Annotated in this window: 23 protein-coding genes and 3 pseudogenes; 11 read left to right on the top strand and 15 right to left on the bottom strand. The window is 67.5% G+C overall.

Annotation, left to right across the window (positions count from 1 at the left end; genetic code table 11):
• Window positions 1-6: 6 nt before the first annotated feature.
• Window positions 7-449, bottom strand: a pseudogene (locus DI272_RS45005) (IS110 family transposase); the annotation flags it as partial.
• Between the two features lie 519 nt (window positions 450-968).
• Window positions 969-1172, bottom strand: coding sequence for a hypothetical protein (locus DI272_RS00220; protein WP_258314397.1), 204 nt, complete (start codon window positions 1170-1172; stop codon window positions 969-971).
• Between the two features lie 217 nt (window positions 1173-1389).
• On the opposite strand from DI272_RS00220, the gene DI272_RS00215 reads away from it, so the two are divergent.
• The gene (locus DI272_RS00215) at window positions 1390-2262 is read left to right on the top strand and encodes a trypsin-like serine protease (protein WP_109493118.1); all 873 of its coding nucleotides are present in this window, start codon (window positions 1390-1392) and stop codon (window positions 2260-2262) included.
• Between the two features lie 441 nt (window positions 2263-2703).
• Here the strand turns inward: DI272_RS00215 and DI272_RS44335 are convergent, their stop codons facing one another.
• Window positions 2704-2877 (bottom strand): hypothetical protein, encoded by a 174-nt coding sequence (locus DI272_RS44335; RefSeq protein ID WP_181387581.1) that lies wholly within the window; start codon window positions 2875-2877, stop codon window positions 2704-2706.
• Between the two features lie 795 nt (window positions 2878-3672).
• Between DI272_RS44335 and DI272_RS00200 the strand changes: the two genes are divergently transcribed.
• Window positions 3673-4173: an N-acetyltransferase gene (locus DI272_RS00200; RefSeq protein WP_109493115.1), complete on the top strand. Its 501-nt coding sequence runs from the start codon at window positions 3673-3675 to the stop codon at window positions 4171-4173.
• A gap of 256 nt (window positions 4174-4429) precedes the next feature.
• Here DI272_RS00200 and DI272_RS00195 read toward each other — a convergent pair whose 3' ends face one another.
• Complete coding sequence (locus DI272_RS00195) at window positions 4430-5008, bottom strand: hypothetical protein (protein WP_109493114.1); 579 nt, start codon at window positions 5006-5008, stop codon at window positions 4430-4432.
• Between the two features lie 273 nt (window positions 5009-5281).
• Window positions 5282-5872, bottom strand: a complete 591-nt coding sequence (locus DI272_RS00190; RefSeq protein WP_109493113.1) for a TetR/AcrR family transcriptional regulator — start codon at window positions 5870-5872, stop codon at window positions 5282-5284.
• A gap of 85 nt (window positions 5873-5957) precedes the next feature.
• Between DI272_RS00190 and DI272_RS00185 the strand changes: the two genes are divergently transcribed.
• Window positions 5958-6887, top strand: a complete 930-nt coding sequence (locus DI272_RS00185; protein WP_109493112.1) for an alpha/beta fold hydrolase — start codon at window positions 5958-5960, stop codon at window positions 6885-6887.
• Here DI272_RS00185 and DI272_RS00180 read toward each other — a convergent pair.
• The 4 genes from DI272_RS00180 to DI272_RS00170 form a co-directional block, all read right to left on the bottom strand.
• Window positions 6882-7367, bottom strand: coding sequence for a transposase (locus DI272_RS00180; protein WP_181387493.1), 486 nt, complete (start codon window positions 7365-7367; stop codon window positions 6882-6884). The two genes, DI272_RS00185 and DI272_RS00180, sit on opposite strands and share 6 nt — an antisense overlap.
• Window positions 7331-7711, bottom strand: coding sequence for a winged helix-turn-helix domain-containing protein (locus DI272_RS45930; protein WP_309221645.1), 381 nt, complete (start codon window positions 7709-7711; stop codon window positions 7331-7333). Before DI272_RS45930 ends, DI272_RS00180 begins: the two co-directional genes overlap by 37 nt.
• A complete protein-coding gene (locus DI272_RS45925) occupies window positions 7630-7893 on the bottom strand; it encodes a helix-turn-helix domain-containing protein (RefSeq protein WP_375138101.1) in 264 nt (87 codons plus the stop codon). Before DI272_RS45925 ends, DI272_RS45930 begins: the two co-directional genes overlap by 82 nt.
• A 123-nt stretch (window positions 7894-8016) precedes the next feature.
• The gene (locus DI272_RS00170; protein WP_109493110.1) at window positions 8017-8577 is read right to left on the bottom strand and encodes an NIPSNAP family protein; all 561 of its coding nucleotides are present in this window, start codon (window positions 8575-8577) and stop codon (window positions 8017-8019) included.
• 874 nt (window positions 8578-9451) lie between these two features.
• Here DI272_RS00170 and DI272_RS00165 point away from each other — a divergent pair.
• Together DI272_RS00165 and DI272_RS00160 are read left to right on the top strand one after the other, a co-directional pair.
• A pseudogene (locus DI272_RS00165) lies at window positions 9452-10011 on the top strand (hypothetical protein); the annotation flags it as partial.
• A gap of 283 nt (window positions 10012-10294) precedes the next feature.
• Window positions 10295-11443, top strand: a complete 1149-nt coding sequence (locus DI272_RS00160; RefSeq protein ID WP_109493109.1) for a serine hydrolase — start codon at window positions 10295-10297, stop codon at window positions 11441-11443.
• A gap of 27 nt (window positions 11444-11470) precedes the next feature.
• Here the strand turns inward: DI272_RS00160 and DI272_RS00155 are convergent, their stop codons facing one another.
• Window positions 11471-12124 carry a hypothetical protein gene (locus DI272_RS00155; protein ID WP_109493108.1) on the bottom strand — a complete coding sequence of 218 codons (654 nt, stop codon included), beginning with the start codon at window positions 12122-12124 and terminating at the stop codon, window positions 11471-11473.
• A gap of 160 nt (window positions 12125-12284) precedes the next feature.
• On the opposite strand from DI272_RS00155, the gene DI272_RS44330 reads away from it, so the two are divergent.
• Window positions 12285-12446 carry a hypothetical protein gene (locus DI272_RS44330; RefSeq protein ID WP_181387033.1) on the top strand — a complete coding sequence of 54 codons (162 nt, stop codon included), beginning with the start codon at window positions 12285-12287 and terminating at the stop codon, window positions 12444-12446.
• Window positions 12409-12708: a hypothetical protein gene (locus DI272_RS44325; RefSeq protein ID WP_181387032.1), complete on the top strand. Its 300-nt coding sequence runs from the start codon at window positions 12409-12411 to the stop codon at window positions 12706-12708. Before DI272_RS44330 ends, DI272_RS44325 begins: the two co-directional genes overlap by 38 nt.
• Before the next feature lie 498 nt (window positions 12709-13206).
• On the opposite strand, the gene DI272_RS00145 is transcribed toward DI272_RS44325, so the two are convergent.
• The 4 genes from DI272_RS00145 to DI272_RS00130 form a co-directional block, all read right to left on the bottom strand.
• Entirely contained in the window at window positions 13207-13596 is a 390-nt protein-coding gene (locus DI272_RS00145; RefSeq protein ID WP_109493107.1) for a VOC family protein, read from the bottom strand.
• Window positions 13597-13751: 155 nt separating this feature from the next.
• On the bottom strand, window positions 13752-14099 hold the full coding sequence (locus DI272_RS00140) for a YciI family protein (protein ID WP_109493106.1): 348 nt from the start codon (window positions 14097-14099) through the stop codon (window positions 13752-13754).
• The gene (locus DI272_RS00135; RefSeq protein ID WP_109493105.1) at window positions 14096-15037 is read right to left on the bottom strand and encodes a virginiamycin B lyase; all 942 of its coding nucleotides are present in this window, start codon (window positions 15035-15037) and stop codon (window positions 14096-14098) included. The genes DI272_RS00140 and DI272_RS00135 overlap by 4 nt, the downstream gene beginning before the upstream one ends.
• Window positions 15034-15708 (bottom strand): CatB-related O-acetyltransferase, encoded by a 675-nt coding sequence (locus DI272_RS00130; RefSeq protein WP_109493104.1) that lies wholly within the window; start codon window positions 15706-15708, stop codon window positions 15034-15036. Before DI272_RS00130 ends, DI272_RS00135 begins: the two co-directional genes overlap by 4 nt.
• A 223-nt stretch (window positions 15709-15931) precedes the next feature.
• On the opposite strand from DI272_RS00130, the gene DI272_RS00125 reads away from it, so the two are divergent.
• The 4 genes from DI272_RS00125 (at window position 15932) to DI272_RS00105 (ending at window position 20438) form a co-directional block, all read left to right on the top strand.
• Window positions 15932-16909, top strand: a complete 978-nt coding sequence (locus tag DI272_RS00125; RefSeq protein WP_109493103.1) for a LysR family transcriptional regulator — start codon at window positions 15932-15934, stop codon at window positions 16907-16909.
• Window positions 16910-17348: 439 nt separating this feature from the next.
• Window positions 17349-17888 carry a PIG-L family deacetylase gene (locus DI272_RS00115; protein WP_181387031.1) on the top strand — a complete coding sequence of 180 codons (540 nt, stop codon included), beginning with the start codon at window positions 17349-17351 and terminating at the stop codon, window positions 17886-17888.
• 330 nt (window positions 17889-18218) lie between these two features.
• A protein-coding gene (locus DI272_RS00110) for an IS3 family transposase (RefSeq protein ID WP_109500591.1) occupies window positions 18219-19504 on the top strand; the annotation gives its coding sequence in 2 pieces (ribosomal slippage) (window positions 18219-18498 and window positions 18498-19504; 1287 coding nt in all).
• Window positions 19505-19688: 184 nt separating this feature from the next.
• Entirely contained in the window at window positions 19689-20438 is a 750-nt protein-coding gene (locus DI272_RS00105) for a bifunctional 2-polyprenyl-6-hydroxyphenol methylase/3-demethylubiquinol 3-O-methyltransferase UbiG (protein ID WP_109493101.1), read from the top strand.
• A gap of 302 nt (window positions 20439-20740) precedes the next feature.
• Here DI272_RS00105 and DI272_RS00100 read toward each other — a convergent pair.
• A pseudogene (locus DI272_RS00100) lies at window positions 20741-21879 on the bottom strand (NAD(P)/FAD-dependent oxidoreductase).
• Window positions 21880-21892 lie beyond the last annotated feature (13 nt).

The raw sequence follows: 21892 nt of genomic DNA, 5'->3' as shown, positions 1-21892 counted from the left end.
CCTGGGTCAGCTGCTCGTCACTTCCCCTGCCCAGAGTGACGGGAAGGCGATGGATTCGTCGAAGTGGGTTCGGGTCTGGACGCAGTGGTGGAGCTGCCCGAGCATGCGGTTGAACAGCTGTCGCAAGAGCTTGGGCATGCCAGTCGCCTGCCTCACGTCGTCGCCGGAAGTGGGCGTTGGCGCCCTTCGAGCGGGTGAGGGTGGCGAAGGCATATAGATAGATGGTTGGCGTGGTTGAGCCGGTTGTTCTTCACGAAGCGCCATCCGACGTAATTGCGTTTGCCCGAGGCCCAGGTGATCGGTGCTGCTCACGCGTATGCCTTCAGTCCGCCAGCAGTGGTGAGTCGGGTGCCATCGTCGCCGATCTCCGCCAGGAGGCAGACACCGTCCGCCGGGATCGCCGGAGATCCAGAACCTCCAATTGCTGTCGAATTAGAGGTGTCGGCGTACCCAGAGACCCCGTGGCGGGCGTGGTGAGCTGCGGTGATGGGAACGACGTTGGAATCGTTGACGGCACTGGATTCCGGGTCGCCCGGAGGCCGCCTCAGCACCCCCTTGAACAGGTCGGGCGCGGCTTCGGCTCGGGCTCGGGCTCGGGCTGCCGGGCGCTGCTGGTGTTCATCCATGACGAAGCTCCTCACGCAGGTGGCGCGGGGGCCCATGGAATCCCTCGAAACCCGGTAGCGGTGTGGCGAAAGCTGGCGGTGTGACGCTTCACCGGGTACGCGTGCATCCAGTACTCGGCTGACTGCTACAGGCAGCCGCTATGGATGGGGTGGGGAAGACATGTCGCACGTGCAGCTCTTGGCCAAAGGCGCGGGGCAGGGCTCTCCGCCCTTCTGGATCATCGTCATCGTTTTGATCGTCATCGTCGGAGGGGCGTTCTTGGTTACGAGGGCGCGCAGGAGATAGCGCACAGGATCCAGTCCGTCCCTCCCTCCTGAATGGCAATTGATCCATCTTTGATGTCAGAGGACAGCGGCGCAGAGCTCGGAGACGATCGCGAACGAGGTCGTCACCATCGGCACCGCCACGGCCGACGGCATCACCGCGTGGGTGGTCTGGCCGTGCGCCATGCCGTTGCGGATCTGCCGGCCATAGTCGAGGACTCCGCCTGCCTGGCCGTCAGAATCCCGTCGGCGGCCCCCCTGGTCGAAGTGCCGCCGTGGCATGAGGAGAGACGGCACACTGCTGCTGCGTGGCAGGTTGAAGTCGGTTTACCCTCGGGGTGTTCGGCCGCATCGCGCGGCGAGCTGCCCCCGTAGCTTGTGCATAGGGAAAACCCTGGAAAGGCGAGCGTGCTCTTGTCGCTGCCGCCTCCAGGACGCTTCACTGGCGTTGCTGCACCCCCACAGGAGAACACCCGTCCCGTCAGTAGAAGGGTTTCTCTTGACCGCCCTACGCGCCTCCGCCGTCACCGCCGCGGCCTGTGCCGCCGTGCTCGCCACCGCGCTGCCGTCCTCGGCCATCAACTCGTACAACGCGACACCCGCACCCGAGCGCACCGAGGTCGGCGCGCTCGTCGCGACCTGGGACAACGACGGCGACCCCACGACACCCGACCGGGTCGACTGGGTCTGCTCCGGCACCATGATCGACGCGGACACGTTCCTGACCGCCGCGCACTGCACCACCGACTGGCCCGACAACGTGAAGTTCTACGTGTCCCTGGACCAGGACGTGCAGGCCGGCCTCGACGCCGCCGCGAAGAAGTACCCCGGCGATCCAGCCGCCCAGGCAGGCACCGTCGCCGTGCAGGGCACCGCGCACAGCCACCCCGACTACCCCGGGCCCGCGTCCGACCCGCACGACATCTCGGTGATCGAGCTGCCCACGACCAAGGTCAAGGCCCGCTGGACCTTCACCCCGGCCACGTTGCCCACCGCCAACCAGCTCGGCGCGCTCGGCCCACAGTCGCTGAACTCCACCGACTGGTTCGTCGCCGGATACGGCACCCAGGAGGCCCAGCGCGGCCCCGGCGGCCAGACCCACCCCGGCGGCGGTGTGCGGATGAAGGCGCCTGTCACCTTCGACGCCCTCAACGACGCATGGGTCCGCCTGGCGATGACCGAACCCCAGGGCAACGGCGGCGCCTGCTACGGCGACTCCGGCGGCCCCAACTTCGCCGTGATCGGCGGCCGTAACGTGCTCGCGGCCACCACGATCACCGGCGACGGCCCGTGCTACGCGACGAACGTGTCGTACCGCCTGGACACCCCGGGCGCCCGCGCCTTCCTGGCGCCGTTCGTGAAGCTGACGTAGCCCCTGCCGGGCAGAGCCCGCCACCTCCGTAGCGCCTTACCGCGCTGCCGGGCCCGCCGTCGACCACGGCTCGGACGAGCCGTGGTCGACGGCGGGCTGCTCTCGGACGGTGACGGAGCACTTCGGCGGGCTGGGCTGCGAGCGCCGTTTTGCTGTCTGCCGCGTCGAGTTGACCCAGCCGGCAGCGATGGAGCGGAGACAGACAGGCCGCCCCTTGACCAGGGCGCGAGGCGTGGGGGCCTTGCAGCCCGCAGTGCCTTGCGTCACTGACAGGACTGGCAGTCGTGATGTCGGCGGTGTCGCAGAGCCCGTTGGGCGCTGATCGTTCGGGATCGAGAGCGTGGCTGCAACCAGTGACGCGCGGCTTCTCGTCACCGTATCTGACCAGCGCCGTCAGGCTCCGACCGTGCAAGCCCTATGCCGATCGGCCAGTCGGCGTGATCACGCTTCCAGCACCAGGCCAGCGCCAGTGAGGCAGCCATTGACGGCCTCCGGTCGGTACCGCAGCATCTTTAGTCTGCGGTTCACGGCACGGGTGATCTGGCTGAGGTCGGCTGCGGCCAGGTTGCCGATGTCCCGCTTGACCATCGACCAGATGCCGTCCTGCAAGTTCAAGTCTGGTGCGTAGATGGGCGACTGGTTGGCCGTGAGCCAGTTCGCATTCCCTTCACCGTGCTGTCGCAGGACATCGGCGCTGGTGCACCGCCGCAAAGGAAGGCGGACCTGGGCTGCCGCCTTCGTAGAGGGCGATCGTCTCGCCCTACGACACCCCGGCCCACTACGCACGACACGGACACATCATCAGCTGGAAGGGGTTCGCAGCTCACCTGACCGAGACCTGTGCTGCCGACTGCCCAACGTGATCACGGACGTCGCCACCACCGTGGCCACCACCCACGACAACCAGGTCCTGCCCGGCATCAACACCCGCCTCGCCCGATACGGCCTGCTGCCCGCCAAGCACTTGGTCGACGCCGGCTACGCCTCCCAGTCCCACCTGAAGCAGGCCGCCCGCGAACAGACGCCCGAGTGGAAGGCCCGCTACGCGATCCGCTCCGGAGTCGAGGGCAAGGTCAACGAGTTTGCACACGGACACGGCATACGGCATATGGCATACGGCGCTACCGCTACCGAGGACAGAGAAGAGCTCGCGTCCAGTACGTCCCGACAGCCATCGCCGTCAACATCGAACGCCTCAGCGGACTGCCACCAGCCGTGGAGGCCCCTACGCCCCGTCAGCCGACTTCCTTCCGGACGTACCTCGACCGACGGGAGACTCCTCCCCCTGAAGTCCTGGCGAACCTTGGGCAGTTGACCTCGGCGCCCCCGAGATCCCCGACAGAGTCGAGTTGGGTCGTGTACCGAAAGTGCCCACGTGGAGTCCGGTGCATCCCGTGTGATGCTGACGTCATGAATGATCACGGCGAAGTTGCTATCGTCCGCTGGCCAGGCCAAACCCCTCCGGTCGAGGACGGCCTGGCCGCCCTGCTGGCCGCCTACCATCTTCAGACGGAAAACGAGAAGGGCGAACCGGTAGCCGACGTAGACAGGCTGCCGCAGCGCTACCGAGCAGAGATCACCGACCCCCGGACTGCATTCGCCAGTGATGTCGTACTGGTCGCTCTCCTGAACGACGCCGTTGTGGGGTGCCTGGTGGTGACCTCCCCGAACAACGGGCAGTCGGAGATCAAGAGGCTCTGGACCGCCCCGGACTCCCGTGGCCGTGGCGTTGCCTCCGCTTTGCTCGGCGCTGCACTCACTCACGCCGCGGAGCAAGGGGTACACACAGTCCGGCTGTCTGTTTGGGAGTGGCGAACTGGAGCCATTGCTCTGTACGAACGGCTCGGCTTCACTGTCACCCAGTCGTGGGACGAGCGGCAGCAGCTGGTGTGCATGCAGCGCTCGCTCTGAGGGGTCACAGCCATTCATCGATGTCCGCGACAAGGATGAACGCCCTGTAGCGGACCGCGAGCTTGTCGTATCGAGCGGCGACAGCTCGGTCGGTGTTTCTTGAGGCGATTGATACACGCACACCGCACTCGACCGCATGACGCTCGCGGTGGTGGACCGGGGCGAAGTGCGGCGGTCGGCCGCCGCGGGAGCGCAACTTCTGGCGCCACCTCCAGATGGCCGAGGAAACGGCGACTCTGGAGGACTGGCTGTCTTCTCAGTCGACAGGCACGTCCAGACCGAGGAGGACCGCATAGGCAGTGAGGCTGTCCTCAGGGCCGTTCTGGAACCGCTTGACCACACGCTGGACCGGCCAGATCACTGATCCACTGGCGAGCCGGAGCCTGACATTCAGCTCGCCTGCCGGGTCCGCGTCGTCCGCCTCCCAGACACCGCCGAGACTGAGCCGGATGGTCTCGCCGGCATAGCAGCCCACGCCGAACAGACGGGCCCCGAGATCAGCGGCCAAGAGGCCGTCCTCCACTGCCACGCCCGTGTTGCTGTGCTCTGTCATGAATCGTTCGACATCGCGCAGGCTGCCCGCGGAGAAATCCGCCTGATATCGGTGGCGCAGGGTGCACAGCGCGATCTCGGTGGTGAGGACGGAGAGTCGTAGGGCCGCGGCGATGTCCTTTTGACCGGGGTCGGTGATGACGAGGTGCTGGGCCGTGCCCGGGTCGGGGATGCCGACGGTGTCGGCGAGGTGGGGCAGCAGGCGGGAGACGCGTTCCAAGGGCGGGCGGATCACCATGGCGTAGGCGGCTTCGTCGCTGCGGTTGCGGACTTCCGGCTGCACAGCAGGGCGCAGGCGCCTGGGGCAATCGGTGCTCGATCAGAGAGAGCGGCGTGGCCGGCGCAGCGGAATCAGGTGATGGAGAGGATGCCGTCCCCGCGGCCCAGGGGATAGCAGGGCTCCATGATGCGTATTTCCGTCACTCTCAGAGGGACGAATCCTCCAAGCCGCCAAGGTTGACGCCGGCTGCATCAGTCATCTGTCTTGCCCCTCCGAACATTGAGAAGCGCTTATGACTCTCAGATATGAGTCTCAGACAGAAATTTGCTGCGCCAGCTATCGGACCGGCCGCAGCGCCCGCGCGAGCGCGTCGACGGTCACCCCGACGATCGCCCGGAGCTGCTCCGGGCTCGCCCCGGCCCTACCCATCACCGCGAGAGACTGGTTCACAGCCGCTACGTGTACGGCGAAGTCCTCGGCGTTCTCGTCGGACATTCCGCCGGCCTTCAGCGCGTTGCGCAGGCGCGGGCGCTGCAGGCCGAACAACTCTTTGACATGCTCCGCGACGCTCGGGCTCAGCGCCGGACTCACCATGACCGACTGGGCCATCAGGCATCCGTCGGGCACGGCGGGGTCGGCGATGCGCCGCAGGGTGACGTCGAAGAACGCACGGACGGCGGCGACGGGGTCCTCGGCCGCGCACGAGAGGGCGGCGTCGAACTTGTCGCCGTAGCGCGTGGCGTAGCGATCCAGGCAGCGAAGGAAGAGCGCGTCCTTGTCGCCGAGCGAGGAGTAGATCGAGCTGCGGTTCAAGCCGGTCGCCCGGGACAGGTCGTCGAGCGAGGTGTCGGCGTAGCCGGAGCGCCAGAACTGGATCATCGCGGCGTCGAGGACCGTGTCCATGTCGAACTGCTTCTTGCCTGCCATGCGACCCATCCTCCCATCTTGAACTGATCAGTTCAAGACGTGCTAACGTCGAAGCACGGTCCACCCGCCTCGATGGAGGATTGCCATGACCAACACCGTCCCCGCCCTGCCCCTGCCCCTGCCCCTGCATGACCTGGCCGGATTCACCCACCGCTGGGTCGACGCCGACGGCGTCCGCCTGCACGCCGTCGAAGGCGGTCGGACGGACGGACCGGCCGTCGTCCTGCTCACCGGGTTCCCGCAGACGTGGTGGGCCTGGCGAAAGGTCATGCCTGCTCTCGCCGATCGGTTCCGGGTCATAGCGATCGACCGGCCGGGCCAAGGCAATTCCGAGCATCCGGAGCTCAGCTACGACACACACACGGTCGCCGCGCACATCCAGGCCGCCGTGAACGCTCTCGGCGTGCGGGACTACTGGCTCGCCGGGCACGACATAGGCGCCTGGGTCGCCTTCTCCCTCGCCCTGAACTACGAGAGCCGACTGCACGGGGTCGCGCTGCTCGACGCCGGAATTCCCGGTATCACCATGCCGGAGGCGATCCCTCTCGACCCGACTCTGGCGTTCAGGACCTGGCACTTCGCGTTCCACGTGGTGCCCGATCTTCCCGAGACGCTGATAGCCGGCCGTGAGCGGGAATACGTCAGCTGGTTCCTGAAGACCAAGTCCCTCGCGCCCGACGCGTTCGAGGAAGCAGAGCTCGACCACTACGGCGCGGCCCTCACCGTCGATGGCGGCCTGCGCGCCGGCCTCGCCTACTATCGCGACGCCGCCGAGTCCGCACGCAAGAACCGCGCGGCACTCGAACAACGGCGGCTGACCGCCCCCGTCCTCGGAATCTCCAGCAGCCACGGCTCGATCCCGGACATGGCCGCCTCCCTCAGCCCGTGGGCCGAGAACGTGACCGGCTTCATCGTGCCCGACGCCGGACACTACATCCCCGAGGAGCAGCCCGAGGCCGTCGCCGCCGCCCTCACCGACTTCTTCAGCAGCCGTTACCTGAGCTTGAGCTCATGACGTCGTAGGGGTGAGGGACAGCCCGGTTGCGGCGAAGCATCCGTCGATGAGGTGGGGCCGGTATTGGATCGTCCTCGTGCCGTGGCGGATGGTCTGGATGAGGTGCTCGGGTGTGTTGAAGGCGGTGTTGGACATCCGGCCGCGCCCCAGCAGCGACCAGATGCCCTCGACCGGCTTGAGGTCGGGTGCGTAGGAGGGCAGTTGGTAGACGGGCAGCCAGTCCTGCCGGGCGATGAACTGCCGCATGCCGTGGGCAAGACGGACGTTGAGGCTGTCCCAGACGACCACGATCGGCCCGCCGAGCTGGGTGAGGGCGGTGATGAGCGGGTCGCGGTAGTCGGTCCGGGCGAAGCTCTTGCGGCCGTCGCGTCGGCCGTCGTCGCGGCGGGGCCGGTAGATCAGCCGGGATCGTTGGCCTGGCTTGTGGCAGGTCAGGTCGGCGATCAAGATCCGGCGGCAGGAGCGTCCGCGGACCCGGATGACGGGTGTCTGTCCGCGGCGGGCCCAGCTGCGGGCGATGGGCGGCTCATCGAGAAGCCGGACTCGTCCTCGAAGACGATCCAGGCATCGAGCGCCGCCGCGGTGCTTCCATCTGCGGCCAGGTCTCCTTCACCCAGCCGGTGACCTGGTCCTCGTCGCGTTCGACAGCACGTCTTGTCAGGATCTGGCAGGAAAAAGCCGTGCCGGATCGGCAACTTGCGCACTCCTTGCAGGATGTAGCTCTTGTGGAAGCGGCGGCCGATCACGGTATTGACCCTGGAGAGCGTCCACCGCTGATCCGCCCAGCCGTGCGCGACTGGCCCCTTCGCCAACTCCGCTTCCATCTGGGCGAACTGGGGACCTTGCTCAGCCTGGGTGGCGAGGCCGAACCGGCCGACCGTAAAGCCCGCGGCCCACCCCTGTCCCAGGCCCGCCGCCACCGCGGCACGAACCGGACGCTCACCCGTAACTCCTTGGCGATCACTGAGTGCGGCTCGCCAGAGGCGAACCCCTCGGCTGCCTTCATCCGGATGCCCTCACGGAACCGCCGGCGCTCATCCGGCAGACCGCCGCCCTGCGCATACCTCATGACAACGGCGTACCGCGGGAATCAAGCGCTGCCAGCCGCTACGACAAACCGAGTGCAAGCTCAGTAGGAGTTCCGAGGCTTCACGGGCTCCAATCGCAGCCGTCGGGTCAGCCAGGGTGCCGGCTCGGCCTGGCCGAACCAGACCCGGACGTCTTCCCCAGTCCGGACAGGCAAGCGGGGAAAGTCGTTCTCGGCGTGCTCGGTACGGTGCAGCGCGTGGCCCGGGCCCAGGTACCGGGAGGCGTACGCGTCGAAGTCGGCCGCGTCGGTGGGGTGGCAGACGGTCGCGAACACCTCGCTCGTGCCCGGCTGCGGCGTGAAGCCCGGGCCGCGCAGCAGCAGGACGTCGTCACTGTCGATCATGGTGGCGTTGGCGGTGTCGCGGTGCTCCCGCCAGACCGGGCCGGTGTAGAACGCCTCCAGCGCGCGCCGGCGGTGCGCCATGTCGGGGAACGCGCGCAGCCAGACGAAGCGGTCCGGGTCGTCCAGGTCGCGGAACCGGCCGCCGACGGTGATGCCGACCGCCCGCTGACCGGTCACGAACTCGCGCTCGAACAGCTCGATCAGCGTCTCCCGGGCGCCGGGATGCAGGGTGTACTGCCGGAGTTCGACGATGCTCATGCGGCGGCCCGCCCGATGCGTGTGAGGTTCATGGTCCAGTTCTCGTCCATGCGCCGCAGGCTAGCGCCAGTCTGCTGACACCTACTGTCAGTGGATACTGAGTGGCATGCGTGCGAGCCGGCTGGTCACCCTGCTTGTGCTGCGCCGGAACCGGGGCCGGATGACGGCCCGGTAGTCGGCGGACGCACCAGACAGCCGCGCGCGGACAGGACCCGATATGCCTCTTCGCTGGAGGAGTGCAGCGTTCCTGATCCCGCCAAGACTCTGAACCAGTCCCATCGTGCCGGGTCGGGGCAGTCATCGTCCGGTGATCACGTCGGACAGCCACGCTCGTGAAAGCGCGAGGTTGGCTTCATGACCAGTCACGTGTCACCACACACACCTGAGGGTGTGAGCCGGGTGTGGGCCGAACTTGCTCCTCAGAGGACGAGCACCGTCTCCGTCAGCTCCAAGCTGACGGCATCAGCCAGAGAGATCGCCTGTCAGACGGGTTGGTCCGTCGGCACCATCACGAGCCGGGCTTAGCGCCTCGGACTGGACTTCGACCGCTCTTCCACGAGGACAGCGGTCGAAGCCCGACAGAGCGATCCGGAGGAGTGCAGGACCCGGATCCAGTAACAGCCTCTAGACCTCGCGGAACGGGCCATCAAGCGGGCACAGGCCCAGCATCTCGTGACGGGTTTCAATCACCTCGGTGAGTTCCCATCCCGCGTCGGTCCGGAGCCCCCGGCCAAGGAGACGAAGCACCTCACCCTGGCTGCCTCTAGCTGTATTGACCCGCAGGGTTGTTGACACTAACGGGTCTTGAGTATGGCGAAGACTTCCGTGTGTGGTGGAGGTGTCGAAACTTCACCGCACGGAGGTCTTGGTGTCCCGCCGCTGGCGGGCGGAGGGCGAGCGCCTGCTGTAGGACCGGTCCAGTCGGCCCCGCACGACGCCGCACCGCGCCCAGGCACCGTTGGAAGCCCGGGTGTGCTGCCTGCGGCAGGTCCGCAAACTCGGCCCGGCCCGCATCGGCCTGATCCTCGGCCTGCCCGCCTCCACCGTGCACCTCATCCTGGTCCGCCGCGGTCTGGACCGCCTGGCCCACCTGGACCAACTCACCGGCCAGGTCATCCGCCGCTACGAGCGCGACCGGCCCGGCGAACTCCTGCACGTCGACGTCAAGAAGCTGGGCCGCATCCCCGACGGCGGCGGCCACAAGGTCCTGGGCCGCCAGGCCGGCCGTGCCCGCCGCAGCGGCGTGAGCTTCGACTACATCCATCCCGCCGTCGACGACCACAGCGGCCTGGCCTACACGAGGTCCACTGCGACGAGAAGGCCGCCACCTGCGCAGACTTCCTGCACACCTGCAACCACCACCGCTGCCACACCCCACTCGGCGGCCAACCACCCATCACCTGTGTCAACAACCCTGCGGGTCAATACATCTAGTGTCCTCACGAGCGCCAGGAAGCTCGCCTAGACCGACACCAGGGACGGCAGACGAGGGAACGCCCGGCGGCTTCTGAGGAGCTTCCGGGGCCATGACGGCCGCTGCCCGGGAGCTTGGGACCGAGTTCTGGCACTTCTCGGATACGGACCGGTGCGACCCGTTGATCTGGTCCTTTTGAGAGGTTCCGTGACGAGGCTTCGGCCCCCAACCCCGTCGACGCCGATGATTATCGGCCCGTGCTGAAGTCTGTCTCTCGACAGCAATCTTCTGGGAGGCGGCCTCATGACGACCCTGCACGACTTGCTCGAAGCCCACGTCGGTGCCGGTACGCTGCCGGGAGCCGTTGGCCTCGTGGCCCGGGGTGAGGAGGTCGAGGTGGTGGCCGTCGGCACGCAGGATGCCGGCGACGGCGCCCCGATGGCGAGGGACTCCATCTTCCGGATCGCCTCGATCACCAAGTCCGTCACCGCCGCCGCACTGCTGATCCTCGTGGATGAGGGCAGGATCGCACTGGACGACCCGATCGGGATGTGGCTGCCGGAGCTGGGAAAGCCGGTGGTCGTACGCACGCCGGCGAGCCCAGTGGACGACGTGGTGCCGGCCGACCGGCCCATTACCGTATTCGACGTGCTGGCCTCCCAGGCCGGGTACGGATTCCCCTCCGACTTCACACTGCCGGCAGTGCAGGAGTTGTTCACGGTACAAAAGGACGGCCGGGTGCCGAGCAACTTCCCGCCGGCCGACGAGTGGATGGCGGCGCTCGGCCGCATCCCGCTGCTGTACCAACCGGGCGCTGCCTGGCTGTACGACACCTGCTCCGTCTTGCAGGGGGTATTGATTTCACGGGTCACCGGACAGCCGCTGCCGGAGTTCCTGACGGAGCGGCTCTTCGGGCCGCTGGGCATGGTGGACACCGGTTTCGAGGTACCGGCCGCCAAGCGGGACCGGTTTACCAGCTACTACAGGCCAGGCGACGACGGCAGCCTGGAACTCGCCGACGCCCCGGACGGCGAGTGGAGTCGCTTGCCCGCGCTTCCGCTCGGCAATGGCGGGCTGGCCTCGACCGCCGACGACTGGCTGGCCTTCTGCCGGATGCTGCTGGCCGACGGGGTGGCAGCCGACGGACGCCGGGTGCTGTCGGCCCACTCCGTACGCATGATGACCACCGACCATACGAATCCGGCGCAGCGCGACATCGGCCAGCTGTTCTTGGAAGGCCAGGGCTGGGGCTTCGGCGGCTCGGTCGACATCGACCGGACCAACCCATGGAATGTGCCCGGCCGTTACGGCTGGGTCGGCGGCACGGGCACCGCGGCGCACGTCGTCCCGGCCACGGGCGCGGTCACCATCCTGCTGACTCAGGTGGCAGCGATGGGTCCCGTGCCGGCACCAGTGATCAGAGAGTTCTGGCGGTATGCGGCGAACGCCTGACACACGCCCGTCCACCGAATTCGGCGGCTATCGGCGGTACCGGGCAAGCAGATGGGGCATCCGGTTCGGCAGCCAGTGCATGACTGCCACCGTCACAAGAAGGCTGCCCAGGGTCGCAAGGAAGGCACCCGGGTAGAGGTGATTCACCCAGCATGGCTGCCACTCACTGCGACACGTGGCCGAGGAGCCCTTTCCGGGGATCGCACGGGCTGCGGCCAACGCACTGACCAGGGCTACTGTCCCGTACACGATGCCAGCCGCAGCCCAGCGGCGCCGGCACGCGCTCCCGTCAGAGAAGACCCGCCCAAAAGCGCGCTCGGCCGCGGTGAACGTGATCGGGAGCAGCGCGCCGACGGTGACGCCGAAGCCCGTCCCGGACGCTGGCCAGTACTCGGCCAGACTCCACACCTCATCACCGAGCCACACCGACAGTGCAAGAAACCCGAAGGTCGCTACAAGCGCGGCAGCCTGCTTGGCGTTCCTGTTCCAGTTCATCCGCGGCGCCGCACGCCTCATCAGCTGTCCTCTCGTCTTGTGGGTCTCGCTGTTACCTCGAAGTGCAATGCGCCCCTCCAGCGCCCGAAGGGCGCGGAACCGGCAGACCTTGATGACGTCGACGTCCCACTTTTCCATCGCAGGCATATGCTGCCCGATCGCCCGGACCGTCCCCTCACCGCCCATGCACCGGCCCCCTTCACCTGCGGTTCGCGTGAAAGTACGACCGCGCGAGAGGGAAGCCTCCAGGTCAGCCTCGCCGGCGCGCAGGGCAAGCTGGACCAGCTCGATGCCGAAGCAACCGGCCGATCCTCGCTACGAAGCTCAAATGCCTACGCTGCAACGCATGCGAACCGTCTTCGTGTTTCCCGCAGGTGAGCGAGCTGAGATCGTCGCCTCGCTGGATCGGCATCTGCCCGAGCAGAGCGATCCGTGGACTTTGGACGGCAACCTCTACATCGACATCGACGATGAACACCGGCTACCTGTTTTCCGACTGGGATCCTGAGGATGTGGCGCCCCTCGAAGCGGCCATCGGACATCACCCCGCTTGGGCGGTGCAGATAGACATCTCCGGGCGGATCGACGGCACCGGAGAGGTTCACCGCGTGACCGCTCTGCTGCTGGAGCATGGAGGCGTCGCAACGGACGACTACACCACCCACCCATGGTCCCTGCCGGAGATTCTGTCTGGAGCGGTGATCGACGGCCTGCGTTTCTGCGACTTCCGCGGCTGCCCCGAACTCAGCCGCGAACACGGGCATTCCTGAATCGATCACCTCACCAGCGCAAGTTCACACAAGCCTGCATCCATTGCTCGACGCTCCGCCCCGATCCCGCACAGCTCCACCGACTGATCGAGATCCGCGACAACCTGAACGCCCGTATCACCGAGGGCGAGCGAGAAAGGTGGCTCGGCGAGATCGAGGGACTTCAGGTCAGTCTCAGCAGCGCTGAGCAGAAGGTTGCGCAGCTCGACGAGGAGCAGGCCAGTCGGCGCCGAGTCATCGATCTGGGGATGCCCACGTTCAGCCGGATCGCACCTCACTTCAGCGCCGCGACGAACCCGCTCGGTTACTGAGGTAGCAGCGGTGTTGTCGCCTGGGCTGACACAAGTGATCGTCGCGGTATGCCCGATGCGTGAGGTGGCCGCAGGGGGTGGGGAACGGCCCCCGGCTGGTCTGCCGGTCACGGCGCCATCGCCGGGCCGACTAGCAGCGGCTGAGGGCCGCACTCTGCGCCAGGAGTGCGGCCCTCGGTGCATGTCGTCAGGAGCTCCAGCCGCCGTACGGCACGGTGATGAGCTCCATGGCGTGGCCCGCCGGGTCCATGAAGTACACGCCTCGGCCGCCGTCGTTGTGGTTGATCACGCCGGGCTGCTTGCGATCGGGGTCGGCGTAGTGCTCGATGCTGCGTTGTCTGATCTGCGTGTACGCCGCGTCGAACTCCTCCTCGGAGATCAAGAAGGCGTAGTGCTGGGGGGTGATGGTGTCCGCGGGAACGGTGGCGAAGTCCAGCGTGACGCCGTTGCCCAGGCCGACCGCGATGAACGGGCCCCACTCGGCGGTGATCTCAAGGTTGAGCAGGTTCGCGAAGAATTCTGCGGACTCCCGGTTGTTCTGGGCGTGGACGATCGTGTGGTTCAACTCGACTGACAAGACATGCCTCCATAGGCACGGTAGTTGATGGGGAGACAAGGAAGTTCTCGGCCTTGCGTCCGTGGCAGCGGCCCTCGCGACGGGTGGCTGTGACCAGCGCACTCGGTACATGCACTGGTGAACCGTGTCCCAACCCGTGGGCGGGGCGACGCTGATCAGGCCGATTCGAGGACCGGCCGGAGTTCGAGTGTCTCGGGGGTGGGGAAGCTGCGGGCCAGCTCGATGGCCTCGGCGTGATCAGTCACCTCCAACAGGAACCAGCCGCCGAGGGTTTCCTCGCCGCCGTGCACGGGCCCGTCGGTCACAGAGACGGTTCCGTCCTCCGCCGTACGCACGGTGACAGGCCCCTGCTGCTCGGTGTCGAGGGCATCGCCGCCCGCCAGTTTGCCCGCGGCAGCCAGCTTGCCTATCCATGCCTCGTAGGCCGCACGGTGTGCATCGCGGTCGGCCTTGATCCGGGCGCGTGACGCGTCGGTCTCGAAGATGACGAGGGCGTACTTCATGGCAGGTTCCTCTTCTCCGTGGGTACGGCAGAGCCGGTGGTTTCCGCAATGGCGGCGGTCGGGGCGAGGCGTGCCAGTGCACCTGTCTCCAGCGCGGTCCACAGCGCGCCGTCCGGGCCCACGGTGATGCCGTGTGGTTCGGAGGCCGGAGTGGGCAGGCCGTGGACGGTGACGATGCCGTCGCAGGTGACGGAGCCGATCCGGTTCGCGCCCCACTCGGTGAACCACGCGGTGCCCTGCGCGTCGGTGGTGATGGCGTGCGGCCGGGCCGACCGGTCGGGCAGTGGGTACTCGGTGATCCGGCCATCGGGTGTTCTGCAGCCGATCTGGCCGGCCGTGATCTCGGTGAACCAGACAGTGCCGTCCTCGGCGACGGTGATACCTACTGGTGCGGCCCCTTCGGTTGGCAGCTCGTGGACCGTGATGCGGCCGTCCATGGTGATGCGGCCGATGGCGTTGGCCTGGTTCATCGTGAACCACATCGCGTCCTGGGCAGCGGCGAGCCCGGAGGGGAAAGCGCCGGTGCGCGGCAGCGGGTGTTCGGTGACCGAACCCTGCGTGGTGATCCGGCCGATGCGGTCGGCGGCGGTTTCGGTGAACCACAGTGCGCCGTCCGACCCGACGGCGATACCGAAGGGACCGCACCGCGCGGTGGGCAGAGGGAACTCGGTGACCTCGCCGGCGGTGGTGATCCGGCCGATCCGGTGCGCGCGGTACTGGGTGAACCACAAGGCGCCGTCCGGACCGGTGCAGATGACGGTCGGACCGCTGTCCGGGTCCAGTTGATGATGGATCGGCTCCTGCCCCGGCACGAATCGTCCGATCCGGCCACTGTGCACCAAGGTGAACCACAGTGCGCCGTCCGGACCTGTGGTGATCGCGTACGGGCCACCCGCGGGATCGGACACCACGTACTCCTCGAAGGTCCGTTCCGTCACTGTCGCCCCAGACCTTCGGTGGCGGCGATGCGGGCGATGTCCTGCGGGGAACCGGCCATGATGATGCGGGCGTTGGCGCTCACCACGTCGACGGGCCAGTCCCACCAGGCGGCGCGCAGGAGCTGCTCGACGGTCTGGTCGTCGAAGCGCTGCCTGATCGCTCTGGCCGGGTTCCCGCCCACGATGGTGTACGGCGGCACATCGGCGGTGACGACCGATCCCGCTGCGATCACGGCACCGTCGCCGATCCGTACGCCCGGCATCACCATGGCCCCGTAGCCCAACCACACGTCGTTGCCGACCACCGTGTCGCCGCGGCTCGGCATGCCGGTGACGATGTCGAGGGTCTCCTCGGCCCACCGGCCTCCGAACAGGGTGAAAGGGAAGGTGGACGTCCCCATCGACGGATGGGCGGCGCCCGCCATCAGAAACCTCGTGGCGGTGGCGATCGCACAGTACTTGCCGATGATCAAGCGCTCCGGACCATAGGCGTACAGCACATTGCGCCGCACGAAGTCCGTCGCGCCGTCGGGGTCGTCGTAGTACGTGAAGTCGCCCGCCACGACATGGGTCCCGGCGGCCAGGGGTTTGAGGAAGACGACTCTTTCGTGCTCCGGCAAGGGATGGAGCGTGTTCGGATCGGGGATGCGCACAGAATCGCGGTCGGACATCACGCGGGACTCTCTCCCTGTGGGGTTCCTGAAGGGCAGTCGGCCAGCGCAGGGAGGGGCAGCCCCGAGGCGCCTGAACTGGCTCCGTTTCAGCATGCGGAGCACCGAGCCCGGGAACAACGGCCGATCTTGTTACGGTCGTTAACCCGGAGATTTATGATCAGGGACCGTCCGACGGCGCGATGACGTCGGGATCCGCAGCCGCGCGGAGGGGAGGGGTGGGATGGAACTGCGGGACATCGAGATCTTTCTGACGCTCGCCGAGGAGCTCCATTTCGGCCGTAGCGCCGACCGTCTGAAGGTCTCCCCGGCCCGGGTCAGCCAGGCGATCAAGAAGCAGGAACGTCGCATCGGAGCACAGCTTTTCGAGCGGACCAGTCGGCACGTACGCATGACGCCCCTCGGGGAAGAGCTGCACCGAAGGCTGAAGCCGGCCTATGAGGACATCCAAGCGGCCATGGCCGAGGTGACGGCCATCGCCCGTCGGCCTCCCGCCACACTGACAGTGGGGGTGATGGGTGCGCAGATGCACGAGATGCGCTCGGTCCTCGACCACTTCCGGTCCCGGCACCCCGCCGTCGAACTCCGCTTCAAAGAGGTGTTCTTCAGCGACCCGTTCGGAGCGCTGCGGACCGGTGAAGTCGACACCCTGGCCGCCTGGCTGCCGGTGCGCGAGCCGGACCTCACCGTCGGCGTGGTGCTGCGCGAGGAACCGCTTCGCCTGATGGTGGCCGCGGACCATCCCCTCGCCGGGCAGTCGACGGTGAGCATGGAAGTGCTCGGCGACCACAAGGTGCCGAGCCTGGCCGGTTCCCTTCCCGCCTACTGGGTGAGCGCCGTCCTGCCGCTCTACACACCGGCGGGGCGCCCGATCCGCCGCGGCCCGTCCGTCGCCACCTTCTACGAGGTCCTCGCCCTCGTCGCGACAGGAGATGTGGTGTGCACTGTCCCTGACGAGGGTCGGCGCTACAACCCACAGCCCGACATCGCTTTTCTGACCATCCACGATGCCCCGCCCGTCCAATGGGGCCTGATCTGGCGCACGGACCGCGCGACCCCACTGGTGCGCGCACTCGCCGAGGCGGCGACGGAACGCGGAGCCCGATGGTGCGGTAGCGGCGGACCCCTCGGCCCGGCCGGCTCCCCTCACGGCGCCGTCGCTGCGCCGGCAGGAGGCACACCCGAAGCTCCTGGGCGATGACCCTACTCCCCTGTGCCCGGCGGACATCTCGGCCGCCCGCATCCGGATGCCTTCGCGTCCCTCCCCGCTCATCCGTAAGCCCACCTTCCTGCTGATACCTCACACATCAGGCGTACCGCGACGATCACTGTTGTCAGCCCAGGCGACAACACCGATACATCCTCAGCAGTTCAGGGAAGCCTGCGTCCGCTGCTCGCTTCTCCGCCCGATCCAGCGCAGCGGGGCCGTCTGGTCGAGATCTGCGACAACCTCATCGACCGCATTGCTGAGTCGGAGCAGCAACGCTGGCTGGGCGAGATCGAAGGACTCCGCGTCAGCCTGAACGGCGCCGAGTCCAAGATCAACCAGATTGACACGACAGCCGGAGGCGGGCCCGTACTCCTCGGCATGCCGGCACAGCGACAGCCTGCCGGTCCGTCAGTCTGGGGAGCCTGCTGTGTTGTTCAGCCATCTGGGCAGGGGATCGACGGCCCTCGTGCTGACGGCGCATCCCGACGACGAGGTGTTCGCCCATGGTGCGGCGATCGCCATGCTGAGCCGGCAGGGAAGCCGAGTCGTCCTGCGCACCGCTTCGGGCGGCAAGGCCGCTGAGAATGACGTCACTTCCAGCGCTGAGGCGCGTCGACGCCGATCCGCGCGGCTGGATGCGGCATGCACCAGGCTCGGCGTGAACGAATGGAACTGGCTGGCCGAAGGACGACGGACGGATACCGCAGGGCGGCCAACGCCCGGCTCGCTGACCACCGCATCGGTCTCAGATCTGACCGAAGTCATTGCTGACCAGATCCAGACGATCATTCCTGATGTCGTCCTCACCGTAGGGCCAGACGGACTCACCGGCCTTCCTGACCACATCCTGATTCACCGGGCGGTGGCCGGCGCGGCAGCATCATGCGATGACCCGGTCTTCGGCTCATACCTCCTCCCGGCCGACATCACACAGGGCCGTGATCTCCTGGCCACGATCCCTTCCTGGTGAAAGCGTCGGATCAGGACGCATGACAGGCCGCGGCGACTCGCTTCTGCTCCGTGCGGTTCTGGATGCCATCGGATTGCAGACCGAGCGCTATACGTGCCCGATGACTTGATCCAGGGCGCGCTCAGCCACGCAATGGATCTTCGGAGGCCGGCGGCGGTGCTGCGGTCTTCGGAGCCAGAGCGCAGACGGACGTCATCGCACCACGGCCAGAAGAAGGACGAGCGCGCATGTTTGAACCAGAAGCTGGCCAAAGAGACTGGCCTCAATGCAGGGTGAACCGTTCCGACTTCTCTGCCGCTCCGTTGTGAGCTAGGAGAGAGGATGGGTCCCGTGCCCAAGAAGATTGACGAAGCCCTTCGTGGCCAAGCTGTGCGGCTGGTGACACAGCATCGTGCGGAGTACTCCTCCGAACGTGCCGTGCACATCCAAGTCGCCGAGTCGCTCGGAGTCTCCCGGGAATCTGTGCGGCGCTGGGTGATGCAACACGAGATCGACAACGGCCAGGCCGCGGGCGTCAGCACGGACGAACGCGAGGAACTGCGCAGGCTGCGGGCGGAGAACAAGCGGCTGCGTGAGGTCAACGAGGTACTGAAGTCCGCGACGATTTTCCTCGCGGGGGAGCTCGACCCCCGAAACCGCTGATCGTGGCGTTTGTCGATCAGATGCGGGCCGTCGGTCACGCCGTCGAGTCGATCCTCATAGCCCTGAACCAGGCAGGACTGAAGATCGCGGCACGAACCTTGCGGGCCTGGTGTGCCCCAACGGGTCCTGGCAACCGGCCTGCGGCCCGAACCGTGAGCGACGCCCTGGTCGAGGACGCCATCCGCCAGCTGGCGTTCACCACCAACGCGGCCGGCGCGCGTGTGCTGGCTCCAGAAGGACTCTATGGCCGGCGCAAGATGCTGGCTCTCATCCGCCGCACTCTCCTGCCCGATGCCGGGTTCGGAGCCGTCGACCGCGCGATGCACTCGCTCGGGCTGAGCGGCGTCGTGCGCGGGCGAAGACCCCGAACAACGATCCCGAACCCGGCCGACGCGCGGGCGGCGGACCTGTTGGACCGCGACTTCACAGCCCCGGCTCCGGACCGAAAATGGATCACCGACTTCACCTATGTCCGCACCTACCAGTGCTTCACCTACGTCGCGTTCATCGTCGACTGCTTCTCCCAGAAGATCGTCAGCTGGCACGCGTCGGTCAAACGGGATGTGGAGCTGGTTGACGTGCCTCTGCGGATGGCACTGTGGCGCCGCAGCCACGAAGGAACCCCCATCGAGCGTGGCCAGTTGATCCACCACAGCGATGCGGGGTCGCAATACACCAGCGTGCGATTCACCGAGCACCTTCACATCGAAGGCATCAGGCCCTCGATCGGCAGCGTCGGAGACGCCTATGACAACGCGCTGATGGAGACGATCAACGGCCTCTACAAAGCCGAGTGCATCCGCACCAAGGTTTTCCATGACGGCCCCTACCGGACCGTGGCCGACGTCGAGTACGCCACCGCCGCCTGGGTGGAGTGGTACAACAACCGCCGCTTGCACTCGAGTTTGGGCATGATCAGCCCCACCGAGTTCGAGGCAGCACACTACGCTGACACAGAATCCCCGGCCGACTGACTACCGGCCAGCAAAACACCGGCAGGAAAGCCGGAATGGTTCAGGGACCTCTAAACCTGTGGTGTGTCGCAGGGTTGGAGTGATTCTCTGGGGCGAGCACCTGCGCCTGGGACGTTGTCGAGCTTGGTTGGGGTGTATGGCTGTGGCCGGTTACGGGGCCCTCTCGGATGTTTATGAGTGGCTGATGCCAGAAGAGAAGCTGACGCCCGCAGGCTCTGTCGCTGCGTTCGGTGACCTGGTCAAACGGCTTCCCCCGGAAGCGCGCGTTCTCGACTGCGCGTGTGGCACCGGACAACTCGCGGTGGGTCTTGCTGCGCTCGGCCTGGATGTGACGGCGACAGACGCGAGCGCTGCGATGGTGCGCCGGACCCAGCAACTCGCGGAGCAACATGGTGTCCCGCTGCGCACGTTGCGCGTCAGCTGGGACGAGCTGTCCGATTGTCTCGATGGGTCCCCGCCCTTCGATGTGGTCTTCTGCGTGGGCAACTCGCTCGCCCATGCCGAGGGTGCCTCTGCCCGGTTCGATGCGCTCACCGCCATGTCGCGGCTCTTGGGCCGCGGCGGACGCCTCGTCCTCACATCCCGCACCTGGGAGCTCGTACGAGCGCGTGGGTCTCGTCTGGACGTGGGTCAACGACTCGTCCGCCGTCAAGGACGCGACGCGGTCGTCGTCTACAACTGGCAGATCGAGCAGCGCTGGGACGAAGAGCACCATCTGGAGATTGCTGTGGCGCAGGTGGCGTCGGACGGTTCGGTACTGACGTGTGCCGAGAGGCTGTCGTGCTGGCCGTTCCGGCAGGAGGAGCTGGTCTCGCAGCTGCATGCGGTCGGACTCGGGGTGGAGTCCAACACCTTCGACCTGGACGCAGAGAACTACACGGTGGTCGCCGTAAAGGGGGACGTGCCCGAACCAGATAGTTCGGGGCGTGGCTGACCTGCGCAGAAGCCCCGAGCATCAGCAGGCTGTGACCGGACCATCCGTTACGCGCGCGGAACGTCCGCTGGCTGTGTCACTTCTTTGGGGCTCTGCTCCACTTCGTGTGGTCACCTACGCAGCGTGACTGTCGGTCTTCTCGTGAGGCCGGCCGAGACAGCCCGAAACTCGCCCGGCCCGTGCGCGGTGTGGCCGACCGTGCTGCCGGAACCGGGCGGTTCAGCCCGAGCGCGCCGCGAAACGGCACCCCGGCCATACCCGCGCCCGTAGCTTCCCTGCGTCGCAACGCACATGTGCCGCCGTCACGGTGACGGCGGCAAAGACGCGGCGGCCAAGGCGCGCAGCGCGGCGACCGGTCTGCGCAGTCCGTAGGCGACCGCCGTCGATGTTCCGTCCGCATGGCTCCAGGTCAGCAGCGCGCGTCCGTCGGCCACGCTGCCCTGCACCGTGGTCGGTTCTCCGAGGAGCGGCAGGCGGCCGACGATCTTGACGGTGAGACCGGCGATCTCGGTCCAGAAGTAGTCGTCCTGAACTGGTCCCTGCGGTGGGAGGCCGAGAGCGGAGGCCGCCGCGGCCCTGCCCTGGGCGACGGCGTTGGACCAGAAGGGCGCTCGCCGGCCGGGCCGGGTGCCGTCGCCGCGGAGGTAGGTGACGTCGCCGGCGGCGAACACGCCGGGCACGGTGGTGGCGCAGGCATCGTCGATGCCGACGCCGAGGCGGTCGGCGAGGCCGGTCCCCGCCAGCCAGCCGGTGCTGGGTACTTCTCCGGCGCAGGTGACCACCAGGTCCGCGGGAGCTCGCTTCCGTCGGGCAGCGCCACGCCGCTCACGGGGTCGCCGGTCAGGGTGGCGAAGCCGGTGGCCTGTATGAAGCGGATGCCGTGTGTTGCGGCACGTGCGGTGATCTCGGCGGACAGGTGGTCGCCGAGGATGCGTTCCAGCGGCCGGTCGGCGTCCACGACGGTGACCGGGATGCCGCGGGCGGCGCAGGCGCTGGCCACCTCCATGCCGAGGAAGCCGGCACCGACCACGATCGCCGAGCCGGCGTCCGCCAGGCGGGCGCGGAGCCGGCGGGCGTCGTCCAAGGTGCGCAGGCTGAGTTCGCCCCGCTGCCCGGGGGCGGCCAGCCTGCGGGCGTCCGCGCCGGTGGCGACGATCAGCGCGTCGTAGCCGACCTGGCGGCCGTCGGCGGTCGTGACGGTGCGGCGCCGGGTGTCGGCCGCGACGGCGGCCGAGCGGATGACGTCGACGTCGATCCCGTCGAGGGCCGGGCCCAGGGTCTGGTCCGCGGCCGGGTCCTTCAGGACCGCCTTGGACAGGGGCGGGCGGGAGTACGCGCCGTACTCCTCGGCGCCGATGATCGTGAGGGGTCCGGTGTGGCCGAGGGTGCGCAGGTGGCGGGCTGCGGTGGTGCCGGCGAGTGACTCGCCGACGATGAGCACCGAGCGCGGTGCG

Origin of the sequence: Streptomyces sp. Act143 (genome assembly GCF_003143935.1) — a bacterium.
GTDB lineage: Bacteria > Actinomycetota > Actinomycetes > Streptomycetales > Streptomycetaceae > Streptomyces.
The sequence above is the reverse complement of the archived record's forward strand: the minus strand, read 5'-3'. Positions and strand labels throughout refer to the sequence as shown.

Excerpts from the sequence above, each read along its gene's own strand:
- DI272_RS00220 (WP_258314397.1), bottom strand. The coding sequence starts at position 1,172 with ATGCCACGGCGGCACTTCGACCAGGGGGGCCGCCGACGGGATTCTGAC.
- DI272_RS00200 (WP_109493115.1), top strand. The coding sequence starts at position 3,673 with ATGAATGATCACGGCGAAGTTGCTATCGTCCGCTGGCCAGGCCAAACC.
- DI272_RS00190 (WP_109493113.1), bottom strand. The coding sequence starts at position 5,872 with ATGGCAGGCAAGAAGCAGTTCGACATGGACACGGTCCTCGACGCCGCG.
- DI272_RS00185 (WP_109493112.1), top strand. The coding sequence starts at position 5,958 with ATGACCAACACCGTCCCCGCCCTGCCCCTGCCCCTGCCCCTGCATGAC.
- DI272_RS45930 (WP_309221645.1), bottom strand. The coding sequence starts at position 7,711 with ATGGAAGCGGAGTTGGCGAAGGGGCCAGTCGCGCACGGCTGGGCGGAT.
- DI272_RS45925 (WP_375138101.1), bottom strand. The coding sequence starts at position 7,893 with ATGAAGGCAGCCGAGGGGTTCGCCTCTGGCGAGCCGCACTCAGTGATC.
- DI272_RS00170 (WP_109493110.1), bottom strand. The coding sequence starts at position 8,577 with ATGAGCATCGTCGAACTCCGGCAGTACACCCTGCATCCCGGCGCCCGG.
- DI272_RS00160 (WP_109493109.1), top strand. The coding sequence starts at position 10,295 with ATGACGACCCTGCACGACTTGCTCGAAGCCCACGTCGGTGCCGGTACG.
- DI272_RS00155 (WP_109493108.1), bottom strand. The coding sequence starts at position 12,124 with ATGGGCGGTGAGGGGACGGTCCGGGCGATCGGGCAGCATATGCCTGCG.
- DI272_RS44330 (WP_181387033.1), top strand. The coding sequence starts at position 12,285 with ATGCGAACCGTCTTCGTGTTTCCCGCAGGTGAGCGAGCTGAGATCGTC.
- DI272_RS44325 (WP_181387032.1), top strand. The coding sequence starts at position 12,409 with ATGAACACCGGCTACCTGTTTTCCGACTGGGATCCTGAGGATGTGGCG.
- DI272_RS00140 (WP_109493106.1), bottom strand. The coding sequence starts at position 14,099 with ATGAAGTACGCCCTCGTCATCTTCGAGACCGACGCGTCACGCGCCCGG.
- DI272_RS00130 (WP_109493104.1), bottom strand. The coding sequence starts at position 15,708 with ATGTCCGACCGCGATTCTGTGCGCATCCCCGATCCGAACACGCTCCAT.
- DI272_RS00125 (WP_109493103.1), top strand. The coding sequence starts at position 15,932 with ATGGAACTGCGGGACATCGAGATCTTTCTGACGCTCGCCGAGGAGCTC.
- DI272_RS00105 (WP_109493101.1), top strand. The coding sequence starts at position 19,689 with ATGCCAGAAGAGAAGCTGACGCCCGCAGGCTCTGTCGCTGCGTTCGGT.